The following is a 21,453-nucleotide window of genomic DNA, read 5'->3' on the forward strand; positions in this document are numbered from 1 at the left end:
CGGTCCCGTATGCCGCGGTGACGGTGGCGGCACACTCAGTGAGTGCACTGCCGGGAGGAGTCCGCGATGCCTCGGGGGGAGATCGACGAGGCCTGGATCGAGGAGGCGGTGCGGCGCTACCGCCGCATCGAGTCGTTGCAGGCCGAGTTCGACCAGGCGGTAGCGACCGTGGAAGTCACCGTGCGTTCCCCGGACGGGCTGGTCGAGGTGGTGGTCACCGCCGGCGGCCGGATCACCGACGTGCGGTTCCTCGGCCCGCTGCACAGCCGCCATCCCCGGGACGTGGCCGGCTCGGTGCGGGCCGCGGTGAGCGCCGCCGCCGACGCCGCCCAGTGGGCCCGGGAGAAGCTGCACAACGAGACGTTCGCCGCGTACCGACCGCTGGCGGGGGCCTGAGATGGACGAACTGCGCGCCCTCGCCGCCCGACTGGACGAGGCGAGCGCCACCCTCGACGTCCTGGCCCGCGCGGTGACCGCCGCCGACCCGCCGCACCCGGCGTTCGGCACGCACGTCCCGGGCCGGCCCGGCGAGATCGGCCGGGCGCTGCACCAGCGGTGGACCGAGGCGACCGGCGACCGGGCCCGGGAGGCGACCGTCGCCGCGAGCCGGCTGTCCGCCGCCGCGTCCGCCGTCCGGGGCGCCGCCGACCGGTACACGGGCGTCGACGACACGGCCCGACGCCGGCTGCGCCGGGAGTTCTGATGGACGCCCTGGACCGCCTCGCCGAGCCGGGCCTCGACCTGCTCGGCCGGGTCGACACGCTGCTCGCGGGCGGGGCCCCCGACGGGCACCGGCTCTGGCCGCTGCTGCGGCGGATGCAGGTGCTCCCGGGCGAGGCGGTGCGGAGCTTCCTCGAACTGCATCCGGCGCCGCTGGCCGACGCCGGCCACGCGGTGCGCGCGCTCGTCCGGGGATACGACGAGGTCTGTCACACCCTCACCGACCCTGTTGCCTGGTCCGGGCCGGCCGCATCCGCGTACGACCAGGCGCGCTCCACCCTGCTACGCCACCTCGACGAGGGCCCGGAGAGCCTGGTGGGTCGGCTGGAGGCGACGGCCGGGTACGCGGACGCCCTCGCCGACTGGGTGGAGGGCAGCCGGCTCGCGCTGGCCCGGGCCCTGGCCGACGTGCTCGGCTCTGCCGAGGCGGTCCGGGTCCGCGCCGCCGCCGAGCCGGGGGCCGAGGCTGACGCCGTGGGGCCGCTCGCGGCGGCCGACGTCGCGTACCGGGTGCTTTCGGCGTTGGGGGTGGCCTACGACGGCGCGGAGACGCTGCTGCGCCAGTGGTCGCCGAGCCTGGCGGAGACGACCTGGCACGGGCCTGCGGGCGGCCCGACCCGCTACGACACCGCCACCCGGGTCGGCCGCTGACCCGCGCGCGCTCGCTGCCGATGCTGCGCGGCCACGGCGTCGCGCCAGCGGCACCGGTGTGACCCGGCTTGCGGCGGCGACGCCGTGGCCTCCCCCTGCACCCCCCGCAGGTCTCCCTCCACTCAACGCCCCCGGCCGGCGTTTGTCGTCCGGCAGGGCGCGGAATCAGCCGTCCGGGCAGGCGTATCGGGACGACGGGCCGACCGGGCCGGACGATTCGACGGCCATGAATGGCTGCGTCGAGTGACCGGATCGCGACCGGCGGGGTGGGTGGTGGCGGTTCCCCCGTCGTAGGGTGAGGGCATGGGCATGCTCTGCGCGGTCAGCTTCAACCGGTACGGGCGGCTCTACTACCTCGACCCGGGCGAGTTCCGCCCGCAGGTCGGCGACCGGGTGCTGGTGCCCACCGACGACGGTCCCGAGGTTGGGGAGTGCGTCTGGGCCGCGCAGTGGGTCGGGGAGGACACCGACGCCTTCCCCAAGCTGGCCGGGCTCGCCGGGGACGACGACCTGCGCCGCGACGAGCTGCTGCGGCGGCGCAAGGCCGAGGCGAAGGTGGCCGCGAAGCGGCTGATCCGCGAGCACGGCCTGCCGATGAAGGTGGTTGCCGTCGACCACGTCCTCGGCGCCGACGGCGGCGGCGACCGCACCACGATCTACTTCACCGCCCCGCACCGGGTCGACTTCCGCTCCCTGGTCCGCGACCTCGGGGCGACCCTGCACTGCCGGGTCGAGCTGCGCCAGCTCTCCGCCCGGGACTCCGCCCGGGTGCAGGGCGGCATCGGCTCCTGCGGCCGGGACCTGTGCTGCGCCACCTTCCTCACCGACTTCGAGCCGGTCACCATCCGGATGGCCAAGGACCAGGACCTGCCGCTGAACCCGCTGCGGATCTCCGGCGCCTGCGGCCGGCTGATGTGCTGCCTGAAGTACGAGCATCCGCTCTACCAGCGGTTCCAGGAGTCCGCGCCGCCCGCCGGCAGCCGGGTGAGCACCCCCGAGGGCGACGGCCGGGTGGTGGGCCACAGCGTCCCCCGCGACTCGGTCACCGTCCGCCTGGACGCCGACGGCTCCCGCTTCTCGTGCAGCCGGGCGTCGGTCTGCGCCCCCCGCCAGGCCCACGACCAGCACAACACCCCATAACCCGGGTCAGGGACGGAGGGTTATCGGGGGTTCGGCCAGGTGGGGAGTGAGGGGGGATCTGGGGGCCAGCCAGGAGGCTGTGGGGGAGGCGTCGGGGTTCAGTTTCCAGTCGCGGGCGACTCGGTCCACGGCGATCGGGTAGATGGTCAGCGTGCCGTCCGGGTCGATGCGCATCCGTAGGAACGCCTTGGAGTCCTCGATGCCCTGGCCGGCGAAGAGCTCGTTCAGGTTCACCCCGTACGCGCCCGCGACCAGCAGGTACGCCGCCACCAGCTCGGCGGCCAGGAATCCGATCACCGGCCCGTAGACCACCGCGGCGGCGGCGGCCGGCAGCGGCCAGGACCAGTGGTAGAAGGGCAGCGCCAACCAGGCCCAGGTGCCGGCGGCGGCCAGCGCCACGTGGGTCAGCCCGTGCCCCACCCCGAGCAGCCAGTGCCGTACGTGCCGCTTCCCGCCCGCGCTGGGCGGCTTCGCGAAGACCGCCGCCCCGAGCATCGTCACCACCAGCATCGCCACCAGCGGGACGCTGAACAGCCGCTGCTCGGTGCCGCCGGCCCGGTTCGCCGCCACCCCGGCCATGGCCAGCATGAGCAGCGTGTGCAGGGTGCCGAGCAGCGTGCTGAAGCCCGGGTTGCGCAGCGGCAGCCGGCCGAAGACCCCCCAGCCGTACCGCCGGGAGCGGACCCGGTCGGGGTAGCGGGCCACCAGGTCGTACGCGCGGGTGCGGCTGGCCCGCCGGGCCAGGGTGTCGCGCGGCGGCACCTCGATCCGCTCGGGCAGGTGGTGGGTGGGGTACAGGTAGGCCCCGCCGCTGCCGCAGGTGATCAGTTGCCGGTCCGGGCCGGCGTACCGGGCGTAGTGGTGCAGGTCGCCGGAGACGAGCAGGCGCACCCGCGCCCCGGTCGGCGCGACGATGGTGCGGACGAAGTAGTCGATCGAGTCGTACGCCGTGGGGTGGTCGACGGCCTTGACCCAGGTCGGCGCCGGCACGGCGATGATCACCAGGCTCTGCGGTCCCAGCTTGCGGGCGACCGCGTCGAAGTAGGTGAGCTGCGGGTCGTCCAGGTACGAGCCGGACTGGTCGTCGAGGCCGAGCAGCCACCAGTCGGCGGGCAGCTCCACGGCGAAGTACGACCGGGACTGCCCGGTTCCCCAGCCGCCGAAGTGCCGGTCCCGGGAACGGACGAACAGCCGCAGGAACGCGGTCAGCCCGTCGTACCAGTCGTGGTTGCCCGGCACCGCGAACAGGGTGGGGCGCTCGGGCGGCGTGACGGGCAGCGCGGCCTGGTACGGCCCCTTGCACCGGTCCTCGTAGGCGGCGTAGGACGCCGACGGGTAGACCTGGTCGCCGCCCATCACCAGGGTCCGCGCCCGGGGCAGCCGGTGCCCGTCGACCTCCAGCTCCGGCTGGGCGAGCAGGTACGCGACGGAGTACGTGGCGTTGAAGCCGTCGCCCAGGTCGGCCACGTAGTCCAGCCACAGCCCGCCGTCCGGCCCGACCTGGCGGAAGATGCCGTCGCCGAACGCGTTCTGCAACTCCCGTTTGTCCAGGTACGCCCCGAACAGCATCGCCAGCAGCGTACGCAGGCCGGTGCTGATCAGCAGGAGCGGCGCGAGCCAGGGCACCGGCTTGCGCGGGGTGAAGCCCAGCTCCAGCGGGTCGATGCCGCGCGGCCGACGCGCCGGCCCGGCGTCGGCGCTGTCGTCGTCCGGGCGGTCGACGTCGTCCTGGCCGTCGACGGGGGTGCGATCGTCGGTCACCCGGGGCAGCGTAGTCCCGGTGGGGCCGCCGCGCTGTCGGGTGTGGGCATCCCCCGACCGGCTTGTCCGCACCCGCCGATGCGGAGGGGATCCGACTGGGTCCACCGCCCTGGTGTGCCGTACACTCGATGATCGTTGCCGCCTTAGCTCAGTCGGCTAGAGCGACGCACTCGTAATGCGTAGGTCGACGGTTCGATTCCGTCAGGCGGCTCGGGTAACCGAAAGGCCCCGTGACCAGGCGAAATGCCCAGGTCGCGGGGCCTTTTTCGTGCCCGTGAAGATCAGTGATCAGGGCTCCGGGTTGCACCCTTCGGTTTCAGTAGCGCCGCGAGGGTGCCGTCCATCAGCGCCGACACCGCCCGATCGACCGCCTCCCGCTGCGTCTGCTAGATCCGGGTCGCCGAAATCTGGGTGTGCCCGAGGATCTCCGGGACCACGCTGATGTCCGTGCCGGAGGCCACCAGCGGGCCATGACCCCGAGCGCGAGGGCCGCCAGGGATCAGCACCGGGGATGCGTGCCCGGTGACCATCAGGATCCGCTCGGCGGTGCGGGCTGTCTGGTGGCTGACGCGAAAGCGGCCCAGCACCGCACCGGCAGCGCCCGCCCAGGGGTGCCCGGGAGAGGACAGCGTCTTCGACCTGCGGGTGTTCGGCCCTTGCTACGACTGCGGCCCCGTCTCCCTCGAACCAAGGGAGACGGGGTGTCACGGTCAGTTCAGTGAGTGCGGTTTGTACGGCAGGGTGGCGGGCTCGCGCGGCGGATTCACCAGGTCGTCCCCCGGCCAGAACGGGCCCCGCGCAACGTATTGGCGGACGGCTGCGGTCAACTGGGCAAGTTCGCGCCGTCGCTCGGCCGGGCCGACGATTTCCGGGGGTGCGTCGACGTAGTGGACCGTGTGCTTGGTGGCGGGTCCGTGACTGAGGAGGGTGGCGGCCAGGGGCGGCAGGCCGAGCGGCATCGCGTCACACTTTCGCTGCCGGCTGAGCCACACGATGTCGTCAACGACCGACGCCCAGTCGCCGATGAGGCTCCAGCCCGCGCCCCCGTCCAGCTCGTACGTCAGGGTCGACAGCGGCACCACGCAGCCTGGCTCGCGGTCGGGAAACTCGGTCAGGCATCGGTACATCAGTGCGCCGTCGGGTTGCGTGACGGCGGGGTGCAGGAGCGTCCGTGCGTGGACGATGGTCGCGTTGATCGGTACCGGATGCTCCGGTGCCTCATACGGCTCGTGTAAAGCGAGGAAGTGCACATCCAGTACAGCCACCAGTGGGGATCCTCACGGCAGGGGGAAGTGGACGAGGAGCCCGAGCCCCTCCGTCCTTATTGGACACCTTGAGGCTCGTTCATCGTGACAGCACGCGCCGGTCGGTCCGGACCCGTGGGTCGACCGCTGTCCGGTGGCGGTGCCGGCGACGCCGAACATCGCTCTCATGGTGTGGGCAGTCATCTCGACGACCTGTGAGCTGCCTGCCCTACGGGTTGTCCCCGCCCGGTGAACGTGACCCCGCCCCCGCCGCCAGACGGTGACTCCTCGTGTTCGTGCTGGGGCTCCCGTGGCCCGGGCCCGTCCGCGCGAAGGCTCCCTTCGACAACTATCACTATCCGAAGAGTGGACGTTTCCGCTGGTAGAGGCATTGTTGCCTGATTACAGTGGGCTCATCAGCCCGACGATGTGCACCTTGGTCGGGCGCGTCCCGCACCTCCGGATTCTTACTCGGAGTGATCGTTGTGCTCGGCCTTCCCCCACGGAAGGAGGGCCCCATGACCCGGGCCCCGACGAATCTCCTGAACGTTCGGACCCTGTTGCTGTCGTGCCTCAAGGACCTGGACCCGGCCGCCGTCGGCATCGTCGGCGACCCGGCCCACCGCGGGGGTTACCACTGCGGCTCCGACCGGGTCGTGACCAACGACTACTCGGTCGTGGAGTCCCCCCGGGACCAGTCGGGGCTGACCCTGGACGCCTCCGGCCTGGACGTCGGCTCCTTCACCGTACGGTCGGGCGGCCTCACCCACGACCTGCGCTCGTTCTCGGTCTGGTGTGTGCAGCAGTGCGCGGCCGGCGCGGCCGACACGCGGGACATCAGGGAGATCATCTACTCCGCGGACGGCAAGGTCGTCCGGCGGTGGGACCGGCTCGGCAAGCGCACCACCGGCGACAACTCCCACCTGTGGCACACCCACTTCAGCTTCTTCCGCGACTCCACCAAGGCGGGCCGGGACCAGACCCCGCTGTTCCGCCGCTATCTGACCGGCATCGGCATCCTGGAGGATCACATGGACCGCGCAGAGTTCCTCGGCCACCTCAAGGCCGCGCTGACCGACGAGGGCATCGCGACGCAGCTACGGGCGCTCCCATGGCAGTACGCCGGCGGGGGCATCCCCAAGGACATGAGCACCCTCGGCGTCCTCAACGAGGTGCTGAGCACCACACGCAGCACAGCGGCCAAGGTCGGCGCCGACCTGGTCGACGAGCCGGCGATCATCGCCGGGGTGCTCGCCGGGCTGTCACCGCAGCGGCTCTCCGAGGCATTGAAGACAGCGGGGTTGACCCCGGAGGCCATCGCGGCGGCGGTGCCGGCGGACATCGCCCAGCAGGTCGTCGACGTGTTGACCGCCAGGCTGTCCACCTGACGGCAGGTGGACCTGTCGACTTTCACCACCGACGACACGCGGCGCATCGCCGCCTGCGTGACCGAGTGACCGATCAACAGAGGAGGCCCGCATGTCCGCCCCCACCCCCGTGCCCATCCCCACCTCGACCGCGACCGAGCCGTTGCTCACCGTCGGCGGGATCACCGCCGCCGGGACGGCCGTGATCAGCCTGCTGGTCGCCTTCGGCCTTCCGCTGTCCGCGAACCAGCAGACCGCCGTCCTCGGCCTGGTCGCCGTACTCGCCCCGCTGGTGGTGGCGGCGATCGCCCGGGGCCGGGTCTACTCGCCGGCCACCGTGGCCCGGCTGCTGGAGAGCCGCCGGTAGAGCGCTGCCCAGACCGTTCCGGCCAGCACTCCCGGGGCGGCGGGCCGGCGGTCTGTGCGCCGCCGCGCCCGCCGGGCTCCCTCGGCCTGACCACGCTCCGGGCCCCTCGGCGTGACGGGCCCGGGTCGCACGGACCCGGGCCTGCGTCGTGTGGGAGCCGGTCAGAGCGGCCGGCGGGCGCCGTCGGGGTCGGCGTCGATCGGGTACGCGGTGGTGGCCGGCGCAGTCGCACCGGCGCCGGTCGGGTACGGGGTGGTGGTCGGCGCAGTCGCACCGGCGTCGGTGTCCCGGGCGGACCCGTCGACCCTGCCGCTGTCGCCCCGGGTGCCGGCGGCGTACTCGACGCCGGGCGTGCCGAGTCGGCGACCCTCGTCGATCGTGCCGCGCCAGCCGCCGGTCTCGACGCCTCGGCTCTCGATGTACGTCTTGAACCTCTCCAGGTCGGACTCGGCCTGTCGCTCGACGAGGTGCAGCCGTTCGCCGGTCTTCTCGACGAAGCCCTCCGGCTCGTACTCGAGGAACAGCCGGACCATCGTGCGATTCGTGTCGACCGGCTGGAAGTGGACGGCACCGGCGTTGGTGAAGCCCTCGGTGGCGGCCCAGGCGACCTTGCGGTCCGGCACCTGCTCCAGCACCTTCGCGTCCCACTCGCGCTGGACGCCGGCGATCTCGGCGACCCAGTGCATGCGCCTGTCGTCGAGCTGGCGCACCTCCCTGACACCGCCCATGAACATGGGGAACTCCTCGAACTGCGTCCACTGGTTGTACGCGGTGCGGATCGGGACGTTCACCTCGACGGACTTCTCGACCCTGGTGGTCATCGACACTCCTTCGGGTTGTGGTCTTCCGCGCTCTCGCGCGCCGGAAACGTGCTCGCGTCCACCGAATCCGTACCCGAGGCCGGTCGTCTCAACCACGTCCGTCCGGGATGGCCGTCATCTCCGCCGTCGGCCGGCGGCGGAACGTGTCGGTCGGGCTGGCTAGCATCCCGTCCGTGACCATGCCTTCAGACAATCCCGTGAAGCTGCTGCCGAGCGCCGGCGACGAGGCCCGGTTCTGGGCCCTGGTGGAGTCCGCGTGGGAGCCGTTGGGCCCCGAGGTCCGGGCGCTGCGCCGCGCCCTCGTCGAGCGCGATCCGGACGTCGACGACGTCTCCGTGTACGCACTGGACGCCTCGTTCGCCCCGTTCCTGGACAACCTCCGCTCCCTCGGCGCCGAGCTGTCCAGCGAGGAGCTGACCGCCCTCGACCGGGTGCTGGAGCGCAAGCTGCACGACATCGACCGCGCCGACATCCACGCGGTGACCGACGGCTCCGACGACGGCTTCCTCTACTGCCGGGGCCACATCGTCGCCCTCGGGCAGGAGTTCTACGAGGCGGTGCGCGCCAACCCCGCCCTGGCCGTCCTGGACGGCAGCTGCGAGAGCATCTGCTACCTGTTCGCCCACCTGCACGACAAGCTGTTCGGTGAGTGGCCGCGCACCGGGTCGGGCATCTCCCGGGAGTCGTTCAGCAACCCGGAGGGCTGGCGCGGCTAGCTCAGAACGCGCGATACATCACGTGCAGGCCCACCCGGCCCAGGCTCGGATGGGCGAATGCTCCCGGCACCGTGCCGACCACCTCGAAGCCGTGCCGCCGGTACAGCTCCACCGCCGTGCGGTTGGTCTCGACCACCGCGTTGAACTGCATCCCGGCGTACCCGCGCTCGTGGGCCCAGCCCAGCGCGTGCCGACACAGCGCGGTGCCCACCCCGCGCCCCCGGGCGTCCGCCGCGACCATGAAGCTCGCGGTGGAGACGTGCGACCCGGGACCGGGTCGGTTGGTGCCCATCTTGGCCGTGCCGAGGACCCGGTCGCCCTCGACCGCCACGACGGTCACGCCGGGCGGGCGCTCCACCCACATGTCGTACGCCTGCCCGGCGGTCATCGTCGGGTCGTACGGGAGGGTCTCCTCGGCCCGGACGACCGCGCCGACGATCTCCCACACCTGCGGCCAGTCGGCCTCGGCGAACTCCCGGATCAGCACGGCCGCCGACGCTAGCATCGCCGCAGGCCCGCGCACGACCGAATTCCGGCACCGGTCAGGCGCGGGTCGGCTGCTCCGGCCGGTCGGGGAGTTCCCGCAGGCCGCGTACCGGGGAGAGGGGAACCCAGAGCAGCCGGCGGAGTCAGACGTAGATCTTCTTCTCGTACTCCGGGCCGTAGTGGCGCTCCAGGTCGGCCAGGCTCTCGGCCGGGGCCTCGACCTCCTTGATCAGCCGGGCCCGGGACGGCAGCGCGTCCGGCTGCCAGGTCTCCGGCCGCCACAGCTCGGAGCGGAGGAACGCCTTGGCGCAGTGGTAGAAGATCTGCTCGATCTCCACCACGATCGCCAGGATCGGTCGGTGCCCCTTGACCATCATGTCGTCGAAGAACGGCGCGTCCCGCACCAGCCGGGCCCGGCCGTTGATCCGCAGCGTGTCCGTCCGGCCGGGGACCAGGAAGAGCAAGCCGACGTGTGGGTTGTCGAGGATGTTGCGGTAGCCGTCCGCCCGCCGGTTGCCCGGCCGCTCGGGGACGGCGATGGTCGTGTCGTCCAGCACCAGCGCGAAGCCGGGCGGGTCGCCCTTCGGCGATACGTCGCAGGTGCCGTCCGCGCCCGCCGTGGCGACCAGGCAGAACGGCGAGGCGGCCAGCCACTGCCGGTCCCGCTCGTGCAGGGCCGTCCGCTCTTTGGCCGCCGCCCGCGCGTTCGGCGCCCCCAGCAGCTCGCGCAGTTCCTCGTGCGAGGTGATCTCCACCGTCACGTCTTCCTCCCCCGACCGTTGACCTCGGTGGTGGCGGCGTGCGGCGCCGGTGCCCGGCCACCTGTCGCCCCAGCCTAGCCGGGCGCGTCTGGCCGGAGGTTTGTCCAGCGGTGTCCCGGATACCGCGCCGGCCAGCGCCCCGCAACACACCAACGGAGGCCGCCAGTGGAGAGCCGACTCAAGGTGCTCGGGCACCCCGTGCACCCGATGCTGATCACGTTCCCGGTCGGACTGCTGGTCACCGCGGTGATCTTCGACGTCATCGACACCGCCGGCGGCCCGCGGTTCCTCGGCGAGGTGGCCTACTGGAACATCACGGTCGGCCTGATCGGCGGGCTGCTGGCGGCGGTGGCCGGCGCGTTCGACCTGCTCGCCATCCCCACCGGCACCCGCGCGAAGCGGGTGGGCCTCAGCCACGCCGCCGCGAACGTCGCGGTCATCCTGCTCTTCGCCGCCGTCTGGGTCGTCCGGCTCAACGCCGACTCCCGGGCGGCCGGCGGCGCGCTCATCGCCATCGAGGTGGTCGCGTTGGCCATCCTCGGCGGCAGCGCGTGGCTCGGCGGCGAGCTGGTCGACCGGCTCGGCGTCGGCGTCGACCGGGACGCCAACCTGAACGCCCCCAGCTCGCTGCGATCACCGGCGGCCACCCATTCGATCGGAGACGTGCGATGAGCGAACAGTCCACAGGCGGCCGGGGCTGGCGCGGCCGGCAGCCGAGCTGGGACCCGATGGGGGAACTCCAGTCCCTGCGCGCCGAGCTGAGCCGGCTGGTCGGCGGCACCCGGCCCGGCCCGCCCGAGGTGGAGCTGACCGAGACCGCCGAGGGCTGGGAGGCCATGGTCCGGCTGCCCGGCGTCGCCCCCGAGGAGGTGGCCGTCGAGCTGGACGACCGGGAGCTGTGCGTCCGGGCCCGTTCCGAGGCCGAGGTCAACGCCGACCAGGGCATCCCCGGCGGCCTTCAGACCCGGGGCTTCGAGTACCGGGTCGACCTGCCGTCCCGGGTGGACCCCGACCGGATCGACGCGGTGATGGACCACGGGCTGCTCCGGGTCCGGCTGCCCAGGGCGGCCCGGCCCGCGCCGCGCACCATCACCGTCGGCCGCGCCGGCTACCGGGGCGCCGGCACGGTCACGGGCCATCCGGTCGACCCGGCCGCCGACCGGGAACTTCACCACCCGGACCTGGCCCCCGGGAGGGAACTTCACCACCCGGACCGGGCCGCCGACGAGATCGACCGGCCGTAGCGGGTCGTGGTCACCCCGTCCCCACTCGGCCCGGTGGGCGAGCGCGTGCCCGACGTCGCGCGGATCGTCGCGCTGCGCGCCAACGCGCTCGGCGACCTCATCTTCGTCCTACCCACGCTGGAGGCGCTGCGCGCCGCGTACCCGGGGGCGGAGATCGTGCTGGTCGGCGCGCCGTGGCACGCGAAGCTCTGGCGCGACCGGCCCGGCCCGGTGGACCGCGTGCTGGTGATCCCGCCCGCGCCCGGCATCCGCGCCCCCGAACCCGGCGAGCCGGAGTCGTCGATGGGCGACTTCCTGGCCTCGGCCCGCGCCGAGCGCTTCGACCTGGCGCTGCAACTGCACGGCGGCGGCGGCAACTCCAACCCGGTCGTCGCCGGCCTGGGCGCCCGGGTCACCGCCGGGCTGCGGGCCGAGGACGCCCCGCCGCTGGACCGCTGGACCCGGTACGTCTACTACCAGCACGAGGTGCTGCGCTACCTGGAGGTGGCCGGCCTGGTCGGGGCGCCCGCCACCACGCTCGTCCCGACGCTGGCGGTCACCGACGCCGACCGGGCCGAGGCCGCCGGGGTCCTCGGCCCGGCGACCAGGCCCCGGGTGGCACTGCACCCCGGGGCCACCGACACCCGGCGGCGCTGGCCGGCCGAGCGGTTCGCCGAGGTGGCCCGCGTCCTGGCCGGCGACGGGTACGAGGTGCTGGTCACCGGTACTCCCGCCGAGCGCGAGCTGGTGGACCGGGTGGTCGCGGCGGCCGGGGTGCCGCTGCGCCCGCTCGTCGGCACGCTCGGCCTCGGCGGGCTGGCCGCCTGCTACGCCGGCTGCGCCCTGCTGGTGTCCAACGACACCGGCCCGCTGCACCTGGCCGCCGCGGTCGGCACCGCCACCGTCGGGATCTACTGGGTCGGCAACCTGATCAACAGCGGGCATCCGCTGCGCGCCCGGCACCGCCCGATCGCCTCCTGGACGGTGCGCTGCCCGGTCTGCGGTGTCGACTGCACCCCGGGGATCTACCCGCACCGCCCCGGGGACGGTGACTGCCCGCACCGCGACTCGTTCGTCACGGACGTCCCGGTCGTGGAGGTCGTCGAGGCCGCCCGCGAACTGCTGGCGTGAGTGGGGGCGACGTCCCGTGAGGGCCCGCCCGCCGCCCGTCAGGCGGGCTGCGGGGTGTCCGAGTCGGCGAGGACGACCTCCCACGCCTCCACGTCCCGCTCGGTGACGGTGGTCGGCGACTCCAGGTGGTACGCCCCGCTGGGCAGGACGCCCGCGCCACCGTGCCGCTCCAGCACGGCGAGTTGGGCGGCCACGTCCTCGCCCTGGTGCTTCTCCGGCATCCGCCGCCAGAACTCGAAGCCGCCCGAGCCGACCAGCGCCGCCCGGTCGTAGAGCACGCACCCGCCGATCCAGGAGACCTTGTACGCCCGCCAGGCCCCCGGCGGCAGGTTCAGCCGCTGCGTGACGTGCAGCAGGTTCGCCGCCGGATGGATCGAGGCCCGCTGCCACTGTGGCGTGCCCGGGCGGACCCGCTCCGGCACCGGCCGGCCCACCCACTCCTCGTAGTGCCCGTGGGTCTCCGGGCGCACGTCGTCGACGTACGACAGCCCGTGCACGGCGTTGCCGACGAAGCCGCAGCCCAGCTCGCCGATCGCGGTGACCAGCCGGTGCAGGGTTCCCGGCTCCAGCCAGACGTCGTCGTCGAGGCAGAGCACGTACCGGGCCGCCGACCGGTCCAGCAGGTACGCCCGGTGTTCGGCCAGCCCGCGCCGGGGCAGCCGCCGGGTCAGCAGCACCGGGTGGTCCCGGTGGCGCAGCGCCCGCACCATGGTGGCCGCCGCCGGGTGGGCGTACGCGGGGTCGCCGTCGGACTGGTCGCTGACCACCACCCCGAACTCGGGCACGCCCTCCTGGGTGGCCAGCCCGGAGAGGGTGACCGCCAGCTCGGCCGGGCGGTTGCGGGTCGGGATCAGCACGTCGAGCTGCCGCTCCCGGCGGAACGCCCCGGCGTCGCCGGCGTCGAGCGGACGGTTCACGCCGGCCTGCCGGTCAACGTCTGCCCCGGGCCGTCGGACCGGTGCCCGGTGGCCGGCGCGCCCGTCGCCTGGGCCCGGATGCGCTCGATGATCGCCGAGGTGGAGCGGTCCGGCACGTACCCGAGGGTGCGGACCTGGCCGCCGAGCCGGCGTACCAGGGGCGCCTCCGGCACCATCTCCGGCGGGTAGTCGCCGCCCTTGACGTAGACGTCGGGGCGGACGGTCTCGATCAGGGCCGTCGGGGAGTCCTCCTCGAAGACCACCACGTGGTCCACGCAGGACAGCGCGGCGAGCAGCGTCACCCGGTCCTCCACCGGGTTGACCGGCCGGTCCGGCCCCTTCAGCCGGCGCACGCTGCCGTCGGAGTTGACCGCGACCAGCAGCAGGTCGCCGAGGGCCCGGGCCTGCTGCAGATAACGCACGTGCCCGGGGTGCAGCACGTCGAAGCAGCCGTTGGTGAAGACCACCGACCGACCCGCGTCCCGGTGCGCGGCCACGATGTCCGCCAACTCGTCCGGGGCGACCAGCACCGGGTGCCCGGGGCCGCCGGCCGGGACGTCGAGCGCGTCGAGCAGGTCCTCGCGCCGGCACACGCAGGTGCCGGTGTCCGACACGGTGATGGTGGCGGCGAGCTGGGCGAGCTGCGCGGCGGTCGGCAGCGGCGCGTCGGCGGCGAGGGCCAGCGTCATCGCGGCCAGGTACACGTCCCCCGCGCCGACCGCGTGGCTGGCCGGGACCGGGGTGCTGTGGCTGCGCCGGGGCGCGCCGTCCGCGCCGCCGACCACGGCGCCCTCGGTGTCCAGGGTGACCGCGACCACGTCCGCGCCGGTGTGCGCGCGCAACTCCGCGAGGCGGGACTCGGCCAGCACCGCTCGGTCCACCCCGTCGCCGGCCTCGGCGTTCACGGTCAGGCCCGTGCCGGTGACGCTGAGCCCGTCGCCGGTCATCGCCACCCGGTCCTCGCCGGGCGTCGGCTCGCCGGTCGGACCCGTCGGCTGGCCAAACGGCAGCCGGGACGCCGCCCGCACCCCGTCGGCGGAGCCGCCAGTGGGGTCGCCAGCGGGGTCGCCGGCGGAGTCGTTGGCGGCGGGGTTTTCGGCCGGGGTGGGGTGGCCCGGGGCCGAGCCCACGCTCAGCTCCGACGGCCCGTCCGCCGGGTCGGCACCGCAGTGGTGGTCCAGGTGCAGATGGGTGTCGGACCGGGCGGCGGCCCGGGCGAGCAGCCGGGTGGCCTCGGCGAAGCTCGGGGTGACCACGGTGGGCGCGAGGCCCCGCCAGTCGGCGAGGTCGTGCGCGTCGAGCGCCACCGTGGCGTACCGGTCCCGGGCGGCGACCAGCCAGGCGCGCACGGGCGCGGGCAGCGAGCCCAGCCCGTAGTCGCAGACCACCAGGGTGGGCACCTCGCCGCCGGCGGCGGCCCGCAGCTCCTCGGTGGCGCATTCCAGCGCCGTGAGCAGCCGGGCCACGTCGTCCTGTTCGAGCACGTCGTCCGGGTCTCCGGAGTCCTCGCGCAGCAGGATCTGGTTGCCGGCGAGCATCCGCCGCTTCACCGGGGTCGGCCGGCCGGGCTGGTTGACGGTCCGGTCCCAGACGCCGGCCCGGTCCAGACAGTCGTGCAGCTCGTCCCCGGCGGCGTCCGCGCCGACCGGGGCGACCAGCACCGCCCGCCCGCCGAGGGCGGCCACGTTGACGGCGGTGTTCGCCGCGCCGCCGGCTGCCGAGATGCGCCGGCGCAGGCTGAGGACCGGGGCGGGCGCCTCCCGGCAGAGCCGGTCGGAGTCCGCGAACCGCCACTCGTCGAGCATGGCGTCGCCGATCACCAGCACGGGGCGGCCCAGCCAGCTCTCCACGACGGTGGCGAGCCGGCGCTCTTCCGCTGCTGCTCCTGCCATGCCCGTCGGGGTCCCCATGGGGTGCCGGGTCAAACCTGGGCCGACCCCGTCCGCCCCGGCCGGCCGGGGCGTGGAGCGGGTCACCTCGGGGTCGGGTTTCGGGCATCCGGGCCCGGGAACGTCCAGAGGTACCCCCCGGAGAGGAGATGCACGAGATGGCAGCGACGACACTGCAGGGCAAGCGGATCGCCTTCCTGGCCGCCGACGGCGTCGAGGAGGTCGAGTACACGCAGCCGCGCGAGGCGGTCGAGAAGGCCGGGGCCACGGCCGAGCTGGTCTCGCTGAAGCCCGGCCGGATCCAGTCCTTCAACCACCTCGACCACGGCAGGACGTACGACGTGGACGTGACCGCGGCGGACGCGGACGCCGGCGGCTACGACGCCCTGGTGCTGCCGGGCGGGGTGGCGAACCCGGACTTCCTGCGCGCCGACCCGGACGCGGTTCGGTTCGTGAAGGCGTTCTTCGAGGCCGGCAAGCCGGTCGGGGTGATCTGCCACGGCCCGTGGACGCTGGTCGAGGCGGACGTGGTCCGGGGCCGCCGGATCACCTCCTGGCCGAGCCTGCGCACCGACCTGACCAATGCCGGCGCGAACTGGGTCGACGAGCAGGTGGTCACGGACAACGGCCTGGTCAGCAGCCGTAAGCCGGATGACCTCCCGGCGTTCTGCGCCAAGATCGTCGAAGAGTTCGCCGAGGGCCGCCACTGACCCCGCTCACGGGTCAGCCCCGGGGCGCCGCCGCGCGTTCCGGGGCGGCGGCGGCCCAGGCGGCGTCCTCGGACTGCTTGCGGGCCAGGCCGGCGCGGCCGTCGTAGCGGACGAGCCGCGGCAGGGCGGCGGCCAGGGCGATCGTGCCGAGGACGCAGAGGACCCCGCCGGAGACGATCGAGCCGCCCATCCCCAGCGGGGTGCGGGCGACCAGGCCGGAGCGGAGCTGGCCGAGCAGCGGGCCGGTCGAGTACGAGAGCATCTCGATGCCGGCGAGCCGTCCGCGCAGGTGGTCCGGGATGGTCTGGTTCCAGATGATCATGCGGAACAGGCCGGAGACCATGTCCGCCGCGCCGGCCAGGGCCAGGAAGAACAGGGCGGCCCAGAGCGAGCCGACCAGCCCGAAGCCGACGATCGCCAACCCCCACGCGCCGGCCGCGAGCACCACCATCAGCCCGTGCCGGTGCACCCGGGCGGTCCAGCCGGAGCCGACCGTGGCGACCAGCGAGCCGACCGCCGGCGCGGCGTAGAGCAGCCCGAGCACGGCCGGCCCGCCGAGCTTCGCCGCCATGAACGGGTAGAGCGCCTGCGGCATGCCGAAGAACATCGCGTTGATGTCGACGAGGTAGGTGCCGAGCAGTTCGGGGCGGCTGCGGGCGTACCGCAGGCCGGTCACCACGGAGCGCAGCGACGGCCGGTCGGCGGCCGGGGGCGGCGGCACCGCGCGTACCAGGGCCAGGCAGGCCAGCGAGAACGCGAAGGTGGCCAGGTCGATCGCGTACACCCAGGCCAGGTCGATCGAGGCGATCAGAATGCCGGCCACCGCCGGGCCGCCGAGCTGCGCCACCTGCATCCGCAGCGAGTTCAGCGCGCTCGCCGCCGGGATCTCGTCCGGGGTGACGATACGCGGGGTCAGCCCCTCCAGGGCCGGGCGTTGCAGCCCGTCCAGTGCCGCCGTCAGCCCGGCCACCAGGTAGAGCAGCCAGAGCTGCGGGGCCTGACCGAGCGAGTTGACCAGCAGGACGGCGCAGAGCAGCGTGAACCCGACCTCGCCGCCGAGCACCAGCAGCCGCCGGTCCAGGAAGTCGGCGAGCGCGCCGCCGACGAAGGCCATCACCAGCAGGGGTACGAGCTCACAGACGCCGAGCAGGCCGACGAGCAGCGGATCCCCCGTCAGCTCGAACACCTGGTACGGGATGGTGACGTAGGTGATGAAGGACCCGAAGGCGGACACCCCCGCACCCGAGAAGACCAGCCGGAAGTCCCGCGAGGTGCGCAGCGGGGTGACGTCGAGCGCGAGGCGGCGGGGTTTCACGCTCGGATGCTGACTCACCCGGGCGCTGGTGTCGACGGATTTCCGGCGCCGGGCATGTTCCCCGCCGGACGGGAAAGAAGGCGGGGTGACCAGCGAAGCCCACACCCGCCCGACGCTGACCGCCCGCCAGCTCCGCCTGCTCATGTTCGGCCTGATGACCGGCATGCTGCTCGCCGCGCTGGACCAGACGATCGTCGGCACGGCGCTGCCCACCATCGTCGGCGAGCTGGGCGGGATCGAGCACTACTCCTGGGTGGTCACCGCGTACCTGCTCGCGTCCACGGCCTCCACCCCGCTGTACGGCAAGATGGCCGACCTGTACGGGCGCCGCCCGGTCTTCCTCTTCTCGATCGGCACGTTCCTGCTCGGCTCGCTGCTCGCCGGGCTGTCGCGGGACATGACCCAGCTCATCGTGACCCGTGGGGTGCAGGGCCTCGGCGCGGGCGGCCTGATGACGCTGGCGTTCACCATCATCTCGGACGTGGTGTCGCCCCGGGAGCGGGGCCGCTACCAGGGCCTGTTCGGGGCGGTGTTCGGCATCTCCTCGGTGGCCGGGCCGCTGGTCGGCGGCTACTTCGCCGAGACGAACTGGCGATGGATCTTCTACATCAACGTGCCGCTGGCGATCCTGGCCATCGTGGTCTGCTACCACGTCCTGCGGCTGATCCCGTTCGAGCGGCGGGAGCACACGATCGACTGGCTCGGCGCGGGGCTGCTGGTCGCCGGGGTGAGCTGCGTGCTGCTCGCGCTGAGCTGGGGCGGCACCTCGTACGCCTGGGGCTCCGGCCTGATCATCGGGCTGTTCGTGGCCGGGGCGGTGCTGTCCGTGCTCTTCCTGGTCCAGGAGGCCAGGGTGGGTGAGCCGATCCTGCCGCTGCGACTGTTCCGCAGCCGGACGTTCGCGCTGGCCAACGGTGCCGGCTTCGTCATCGGCCTGGTGATGTTCGGGTCGATCATCTTCATCCCGCTGTACCTCCAGATCGTCAGGGGCGCGTCGCCGACCCGCAGCGGTCTGCTGATGCTGCCGATGATGGCCGGCATCATCGTCACCTCGATCGTGACCGGCCGGGCGATGAGCCGGATCGGTCGGTACAAGTGGTTCCCGGTGGCCGGCTCGGCGGCGCTGCTCGCCGGCATGCTGCTGTTCACCCGGCTCCAGGTCACCACGTCGCTCTGGCTGGCCTTCGGCTACATGGTGGTGATCGGCGTCGGGCTGGGCCTGTGCATGCAGTCGCTGATCCTCGCCGTGCAGAACGCGGTGGACGTCCGGGACCTGGGGGCGGGCACGTCGTCGGTGACGTTCTTCCGGTCGCTGGGCGGCTCGTTCGGGGTGGCGATCCTCGGGACGGTGCTGTCCTCGCGGCTCACCGGCCAGCTCGCCGACCGGCTGCCGGGCGCGATCGCCCAGCTTCCGCCGGACCAGCGGGCCGCGGTGGCGGCCCAGGGCGGGACGAGTATCTCGATCAACGACCCGGCGACGATCCTGGCCCTGCCCGGCCCGGTCCGCGACGCCGTCCAGGGCGCGTTCGTCGAGTCGCTGCACCTGGTCTTCCTCACCACCGGGCTGATCGCCGTGCTGGCGGTGCTGTTGACCCTGCTGATGCCGAACGAGCAGCTTCGCGGCGCCGGCCCGCAGGGCGCCACCGGCGGGGCCGACCCGCTCGGCGGCAGGGCGCCCGCCCCGGGCGGCCGGCCGTTGGCGAAGGAGTCGAAGGACGAGGCCGCCACCGACATGGAGGCCAAGAGCCAGACCATGCTCTGACCCGGGCGGGGCCGCCGGGGGTCAGGCGTCGGCCGGCGCCGGGCTCACGCGAGGAGCAGCCGGTGACTTCGGGTGAGCCCGGAGGATCAGCCGGGTGACTCCGGGCTACTTGAGGATCAGCCGGTTGGTCTGCTCGAAGACGTCCAGGTCGGCGAGGGTCTCGGTGACCGACGCGGAGAGTGGGGTGGGGAGCCGCTCGCGCGGGAAGAATCCCGCGTCGGTCGTCTCGTCGGTCACCCGGGTCAGGTCGCCGTCCCAGTCCTCGACCCGGAACGCGACCGTGAAGATCTGGTAGGTGTGGCCGTACATGTTGGTGTTGATGTGATTTGGGCCGGTGTAGAGGGTGAACGCGCTGACCCGTAGGGCGCGCAGCCCGGTCTCCTCGCGCACCTCGCGGACCGCGCAGTCGGCGATGGACTCGCCCAGCTCCATCGCGCCGGCCGGCATCGCCCACTGGCCGTTGTCGGAACGCCTGATCAGCAGCACCCGCCCGGCGTTGTCGCGGACCACCGCGCGGGCGCCGACAAACATCAGGGTGCGGTCACCGGCCAGGGCGCGGAGCTGCCCCACGTACGAGTCGGCCCAGGAGATGCTCATCTGGACAACCTACGGGGGTTCCCAACGTGTGACCGCCGACACTAGCTTCTTACTCATGCGTAGCACGATGATGGACGCTCCCCTTCAGGTTGCCCGGATCCTCGACCACGGCGCGACGGTGCACGGCGCGGCCGAGGTGGTCACCTGGACCGGCGGTGAGCCCCGCCGCATGTCGTACGCCGAGGTGGGGCGGACGGCAGCCCGGCTGGCCCACGCGCTGCGCGACGAGTGCGGGGTGACCGGCGACGAGCGGGTCGCCACGTTCATGTGGAACAACGCCGAGCACCTGGTGGCGTACTTCGCCGTGCCGAGCATGGGCGCGGTGCTGCACACGCTCAACATCCGGCTCTTCCCCGACCAGGTCACCTACATCGCCAACCACGCGCAGGACCGGGTGGTGCTGGTCGACTCGACGCTGATCCCGCTGCTGGCCCGGGTCATCGGCGAGCTGGCCACCGTGCGGCACGTGGTGGTGGTCGGCGGCGGCGATCCCGCCCCGCTGGTGGCGGCGGCGGGCGACCGGATCGCCGTACACCACTGGGACGCCCTGCTGGCCGGGAGGCCGGAGGTCTACGACTGGCCGGAGGTGGACGAGCGCGACGCCGCCGCCCTCTGCTACACCTCCGGCACCACCGGCAACCCCAAGGGGGTCGCCTACTCGCACCGCTCGATCTACCTGCACTCGCTCCAGGTCTGCCTGCCGGAGGGGTTCGGCCTCGGGCCGACGCACCGCGAGCTGACCATCGTGCCGATGTTCCACGCGATGTCCTGGGGGCTGCCGTACGCGGCGTTCCTCTCCGGCGCGTCGCTGATCATGCCGGACCGGTTCCTCCAGGCCGCCCCGATCGCCGAGATGATCGCCGCCGAGCGGCCCACCCTGGCCGGCGCGGTGCCGACCATCTGGAACGACCTGCTGGCCTACCTGGACACCCACGACGTGGACATCTCCTCGTTGCGGGAGGTGATCGTCGGCGGGTCGGCGTGCCCGCCCGCGCTGATGCACGCGTTCGCCGACCGGCACCACATCGACGTGGTCCACGCCTGGGGGATGACCGAGATGTCGCCGCTCGGCTCGGTGGCCCGGCCGCCGGCCGGCGCGACCGGCGAGGACGCCTGGCGCTACCGGTACACCCAGGGCCGGGTGCCGGCCGGGGTCGCCGCGCGGATCGTCGGCCCGCTGGGCGAGCCGCTGCCCGCCGACGGGACCTCCGTCGGTGAGCTGGAGGTCCGCGGGCCGTGGGTGACCTCCCGGTACGTCGGGGACGACGCCCCGGACGAGGAGAAGTTCCGCGACGGCTGGCTGCGCACCGGCGACGTCGGCACGCTCTCGCCCGACGGTTTCATCACGCTCACCGACCGGGCCAAGGACGTGATCAAGTCCGGCGGTGAGTGGATCTCCTCGGTGGAGCTGGAGAACGCCCTGATGGCCCACCCGGCCGTGTTGGAGGCCTGCGTGGTGGGCGTGCCCGACGAGCGCTGGGACGAGCGCCCGCTGGCCACCGTGGTGGTCCGCGAGGGCACCGAGGTGAGCGCCGAGGAGCTGCGCGACTTCCTCGCGAGGTCGGTGGCGCGCTGGCAGCTCCCGGAGCGGTGGTCCTTCATCGACGAGGTCCCGAAGACCAGCGTCGGAAAGTTCGACAAGAAGGTGGTGCGCTCCCGGTACGCCGACGGCGGGCTGAGTGTCCGGGAGCTGACAACGCCGTAACGCTTTCAGGCGCATCTTCGCCTGAAGGGGCAGGGACGTACTCCTAAACATCCCTCCCCAGGGGGCGGCCCCGGCGTTCGCACCGCGCCGGGGCCGCCCGTCTCATGCGGGCCGTCCCGTTTCTCCACGGCGCGGCCCCGCACTGCCATTGTCGCGAAACTTGTTCGGCT

At 73.3% G+C, this 21,453-nt stretch carries 21 protein-coding genes, 1 tRNA gene and 1 pseudogene; 14 read left to right on the forward strand and 9 right to left on the reverse strand.

The features are described 5' to 3' along the window. Window positions 1–66: 66 nt before the first annotated feature. The 4 genes from ACQPZO_RS02385 to ACQPZO_RS02400 all read left to right on the forward strand — a co-directional run bounded on the left by ACQPZO_RS02385 (window position 67) and on the right by ACQPZO_RS02400 (window position 2,511). Window positions 67–396, forward strand: coding sequence for a YbaB/EbfC family nucleoid-associated protein (locus ACQPZO_RS02385; RefSeq protein WP_396671495.1), 330 nt, complete (start codon window positions 67–69; stop codon window positions 394–396). Between the two features lies 1 nt (window position 397). Next, entirely contained in the window at window positions 398–703 is a 306-nt protein-coding gene (locus ACQPZO_RS02390) for a hypothetical protein (protein ID WP_433346592.1), read from the forward strand. After that, window positions 703–1,371 carry a hypothetical protein gene (locus ACQPZO_RS02395; protein WP_433346594.1) on the forward strand — a complete coding sequence of 223 codons (669 nt, stop codon included), beginning with the start codon at window positions 703–705 and terminating at the stop codon, window positions 1,369–1,371. Before ACQPZO_RS02390 ends, ACQPZO_RS02395 begins: the two co-directional genes overlap by 1 nt. 303 nt (window positions 1,372–1,674) lie before the next feature. Continuing rightward, complete coding sequence (locus ACQPZO_RS02400) at window positions 1,675–2,511, forward strand: PSP1 domain-containing protein (protein WP_433346596.1); 837 nt, start codon at window positions 1,675–1,677, stop codon at window positions 2,509–2,511. 6 nt (window positions 2,512–2,517) lie between these two features. On the opposite strand, the gene ACQPZO_RS02405 is transcribed toward ACQPZO_RS02400, so the two are convergent. Then, a complete protein-coding gene (locus ACQPZO_RS02405) occupies window positions 2,518–4,272 on the reverse strand; it encodes a metallophosphoesterase family protein (RefSeq protein ID WP_433346598.1) in 1,755 nt (584 codons plus the stop codon). Window positions 4,273–4,409: 137 nt separating this feature from the next. Here ACQPZO_RS02405 and ACQPZO_RS02410 point away from each other — a divergent pair. Next, a tRNA-Thr gene (locus tag ACQPZO_RS02410) sits at window positions 4,410–4,483 on the forward strand. A 499-nt stretch (window positions 4,484–4,982) separates the two neighbouring features. Here the strand turns inward: ACQPZO_RS02410 and ACQPZO_RS02415 are convergent. Next, window positions 4,983–5,537 carry a hypothetical protein gene (locus ACQPZO_RS02415; RefSeq protein WP_433346600.1) on the reverse strand — a complete coding sequence of 185 codons (555 nt, stop codon included), beginning with the start codon at window positions 5,535–5,537 and terminating at the stop codon, window positions 4,983–4,985. A gap of 497 nt (window positions 5,538–6,034) precedes the next feature. Between ACQPZO_RS02415 and ACQPZO_RS02420 the strand changes: the two genes are divergently transcribed. Together ACQPZO_RS02420 and ACQPZO_RS02425 are read left to right on the forward strand one after the other, a co-directional pair. Further along, a complete protein-coding gene (locus ACQPZO_RS02420) occupies window positions 6,035–6,904 on the forward strand; it encodes a hypothetical protein (protein ID WP_433346602.1) in 870 nt (289 codons plus the stop codon). Window positions 6,905–6,995: 91 nt separating this feature from the next. Then, window positions 6,996–7,250, forward strand: coding sequence for a hypothetical protein (locus tag ACQPZO_RS02425; RefSeq protein WP_433346604.1), 255 nt, complete (start codon window positions 6,996–6,998; stop codon window positions 7,248–7,250). A gap of 371 nt (window positions 7,251–7,621) precedes the next feature. Here the strand turns inward: ACQPZO_RS02425 and ACQPZO_RS02430 are convergent. After that, a pseudogene (locus tag ACQPZO_RS02430) lies at window positions 7,622–8,071 on the reverse strand (SRPBCC family protein); the annotation flags it as partial. A gap of 179 nt (window positions 8,072–8,250) precedes the next feature. Here ACQPZO_RS02430 and ACQPZO_RS02435 point away from each other — a divergent pair. Beyond that, complete coding sequence (locus tag ACQPZO_RS02435) at window positions 8,251–8,787, forward strand: DUF4240 domain-containing protein (RefSeq protein WP_433350744.1); 537 nt, start codon at window positions 8,251–8,253, stop codon at window positions 8,785–8,787. 1 nt (window position 8,788) lies between these two features. Here ACQPZO_RS02435 and ACQPZO_RS02440 read toward each other — a convergent pair whose 3' ends face one another. Together ACQPZO_RS02440 and ACQPZO_RS02445 are read right to left on the reverse strand one after the other, a co-directional pair. Then, window positions 8,789–9,274, reverse strand: a complete 486-nt coding sequence (locus ACQPZO_RS02440) for an N-acetyltransferase family protein (RefSeq protein ID WP_433346606.1) — start codon at window positions 9,272–9,274, stop codon at window positions 8,789–8,791. Between the two features lie 142 nt (window positions 9,275–9,416). Beyond that, a complete protein-coding gene (locus ACQPZO_RS02445) occupies window positions 9,417–10,034 on the reverse strand; it encodes a pyridoxamine 5'-phosphate oxidase family protein (RefSeq protein ID WP_433346608.1) in 618 nt (205 codons plus the stop codon). 165 nt (window positions 10,035–10,199) lie between these two features. Here ACQPZO_RS02445 and ACQPZO_RS02450 point away from each other — a divergent pair, with 165 nt between their 5' ends. Genes ACQPZO_RS02450 through ACQPZO_RS02460 form a run of 3 tightly spaced genes read left to right on the forward strand, consistent with a single transcriptional unit; the run spans window position 10,200 to window position 12,388 of the window. After that, on the forward strand, window positions 10,200–10,706 hold the full coding sequence (locus ACQPZO_RS02450; protein WP_433346610.1) for a DUF2231 domain-containing protein: 507 nt from the start codon (window positions 10,200–10,202) through the stop codon (window positions 10,704–10,706). After that, the gene (locus ACQPZO_RS02455; protein WP_433346612.1) at window positions 10,703–11,278 is read left to right on the forward strand and encodes an Hsp20/alpha crystallin family protein; all 576 of its coding nucleotides are present in this window, start codon (window positions 10,703–10,705) and stop codon (window positions 11,276–11,278) included. The genes ACQPZO_RS02450 and ACQPZO_RS02455 overlap by 4 nt, the downstream gene beginning before the upstream one ends. Window positions 11,279–11,284: 6 nt before the next feature. Then, window positions 11,285–12,388 (forward strand): glycosyltransferase family 9 protein, encoded by a 1,104-nt coding sequence (locus ACQPZO_RS02460; RefSeq protein WP_433346614.1) that lies wholly within the window; start codon window positions 11,285–11,287, stop codon window positions 12,386–12,388. 38 nt (window positions 12,389–12,426) lie between these two features. Here the strand turns inward: ACQPZO_RS02460 and ACQPZO_RS02465 are convergent, their stop codons facing one another. Both ACQPZO_RS02465 and rfaE2 read right to left on the reverse strand, forming a co-directional pair. Next, window positions 12,427–13,305, reverse strand: coding sequence for a glycosyltransferase family 2 protein (locus ACQPZO_RS02465; protein WP_433346616.1), 879 nt, complete (start codon window positions 13,303–13,305; stop codon window positions 12,427–12,429). Next, window positions 13,302–15,197, reverse strand: coding sequence for a D-glycero-beta-D-manno-heptose 1-phosphate adenylyltransferase (gene rfaE2, locus ACQPZO_RS02470; protein WP_433346618.1), 1,896 nt, complete (start codon window positions 15,195–15,197; stop codon window positions 13,302–13,304). The genes ACQPZO_RS02465 and rfaE2 overlap by 4 nt, the downstream gene beginning before the upstream one ends. Window positions 15,198–15,352: 155 nt before the next feature. On the opposite strand from rfaE2, the gene ACQPZO_RS02475 reads away from it, so the two are divergent. Beyond that, a complete protein-coding gene (locus tag ACQPZO_RS02475; protein ID WP_433346620.1) occupies window positions 15,353–15,904 on the forward strand; it encodes a type 1 glutamine amidotransferase domain-containing protein in 552 nt (183 codons plus the stop codon). 13 nt (window positions 15,905–15,917) lie between these two features. On the opposite strand, the gene ACQPZO_RS02480 is transcribed toward ACQPZO_RS02475, so the two are convergent. Continuing rightward, window positions 15,918–17,219 (reverse strand): MFS transporter, encoded by a 1,302-nt coding sequence (locus ACQPZO_RS02480; RefSeq protein WP_433346622.1) that lies wholly within the window; start codon window positions 17,217–17,219, stop codon window positions 15,918–15,920. A gap of 85 nt (window positions 17,220–17,304) precedes the next feature. Here ACQPZO_RS02480 and ACQPZO_RS02485 point away from each other — a divergent pair, with 85 nt between their 5' ends. Beyond that, window positions 17,305–18,981, forward strand: coding sequence for an MDR family MFS transporter (locus tag ACQPZO_RS02485; RefSeq protein ID WP_433346624.1), 1,677 nt, complete (start codon window positions 17,305–17,307; stop codon window positions 18,979–18,981). A gap of 105 nt (window positions 18,982–19,086) precedes the next feature. Here the strand turns inward: ACQPZO_RS02485 and ACQPZO_RS02490 are convergent, their stop codons facing one another. After that, window positions 19,087–19,578 carry an NUDIX domain-containing protein gene (locus ACQPZO_RS02490; RefSeq protein WP_433346626.1) on the reverse strand — a complete coding sequence of 164 codons (492 nt, stop codon included), beginning with the start codon at window positions 19,576–19,578 and terminating at the stop codon, window positions 19,087–19,089. Between the two features lie 55 nt (window positions 19,579–19,633). Here ACQPZO_RS02490 and ACQPZO_RS02495 point away from each other — a divergent pair, with 55 nt between their 5' ends. Then, the gene (locus ACQPZO_RS02495; protein ID WP_433346628.1) at window positions 19,634–21,283 is read left to right on the forward strand and encodes a fatty acid--CoA ligase; all 1,650 of its coding nucleotides are present in this window, start codon (window positions 19,634–19,636) and stop codon (window positions 21,281–21,283) included. Window positions 21,284–21,453 lie beyond the last annotated feature (170 nt).

It is taken from the genome of Micromonospora sp. CA-111912, from assembly GCF_050948415.1.
Classification (GTDB): domain Bacteria; phylum Actinomycetota; class Actinomycetes; order Mycobacteriales; family Micromonosporaceae; genus Micromonospora.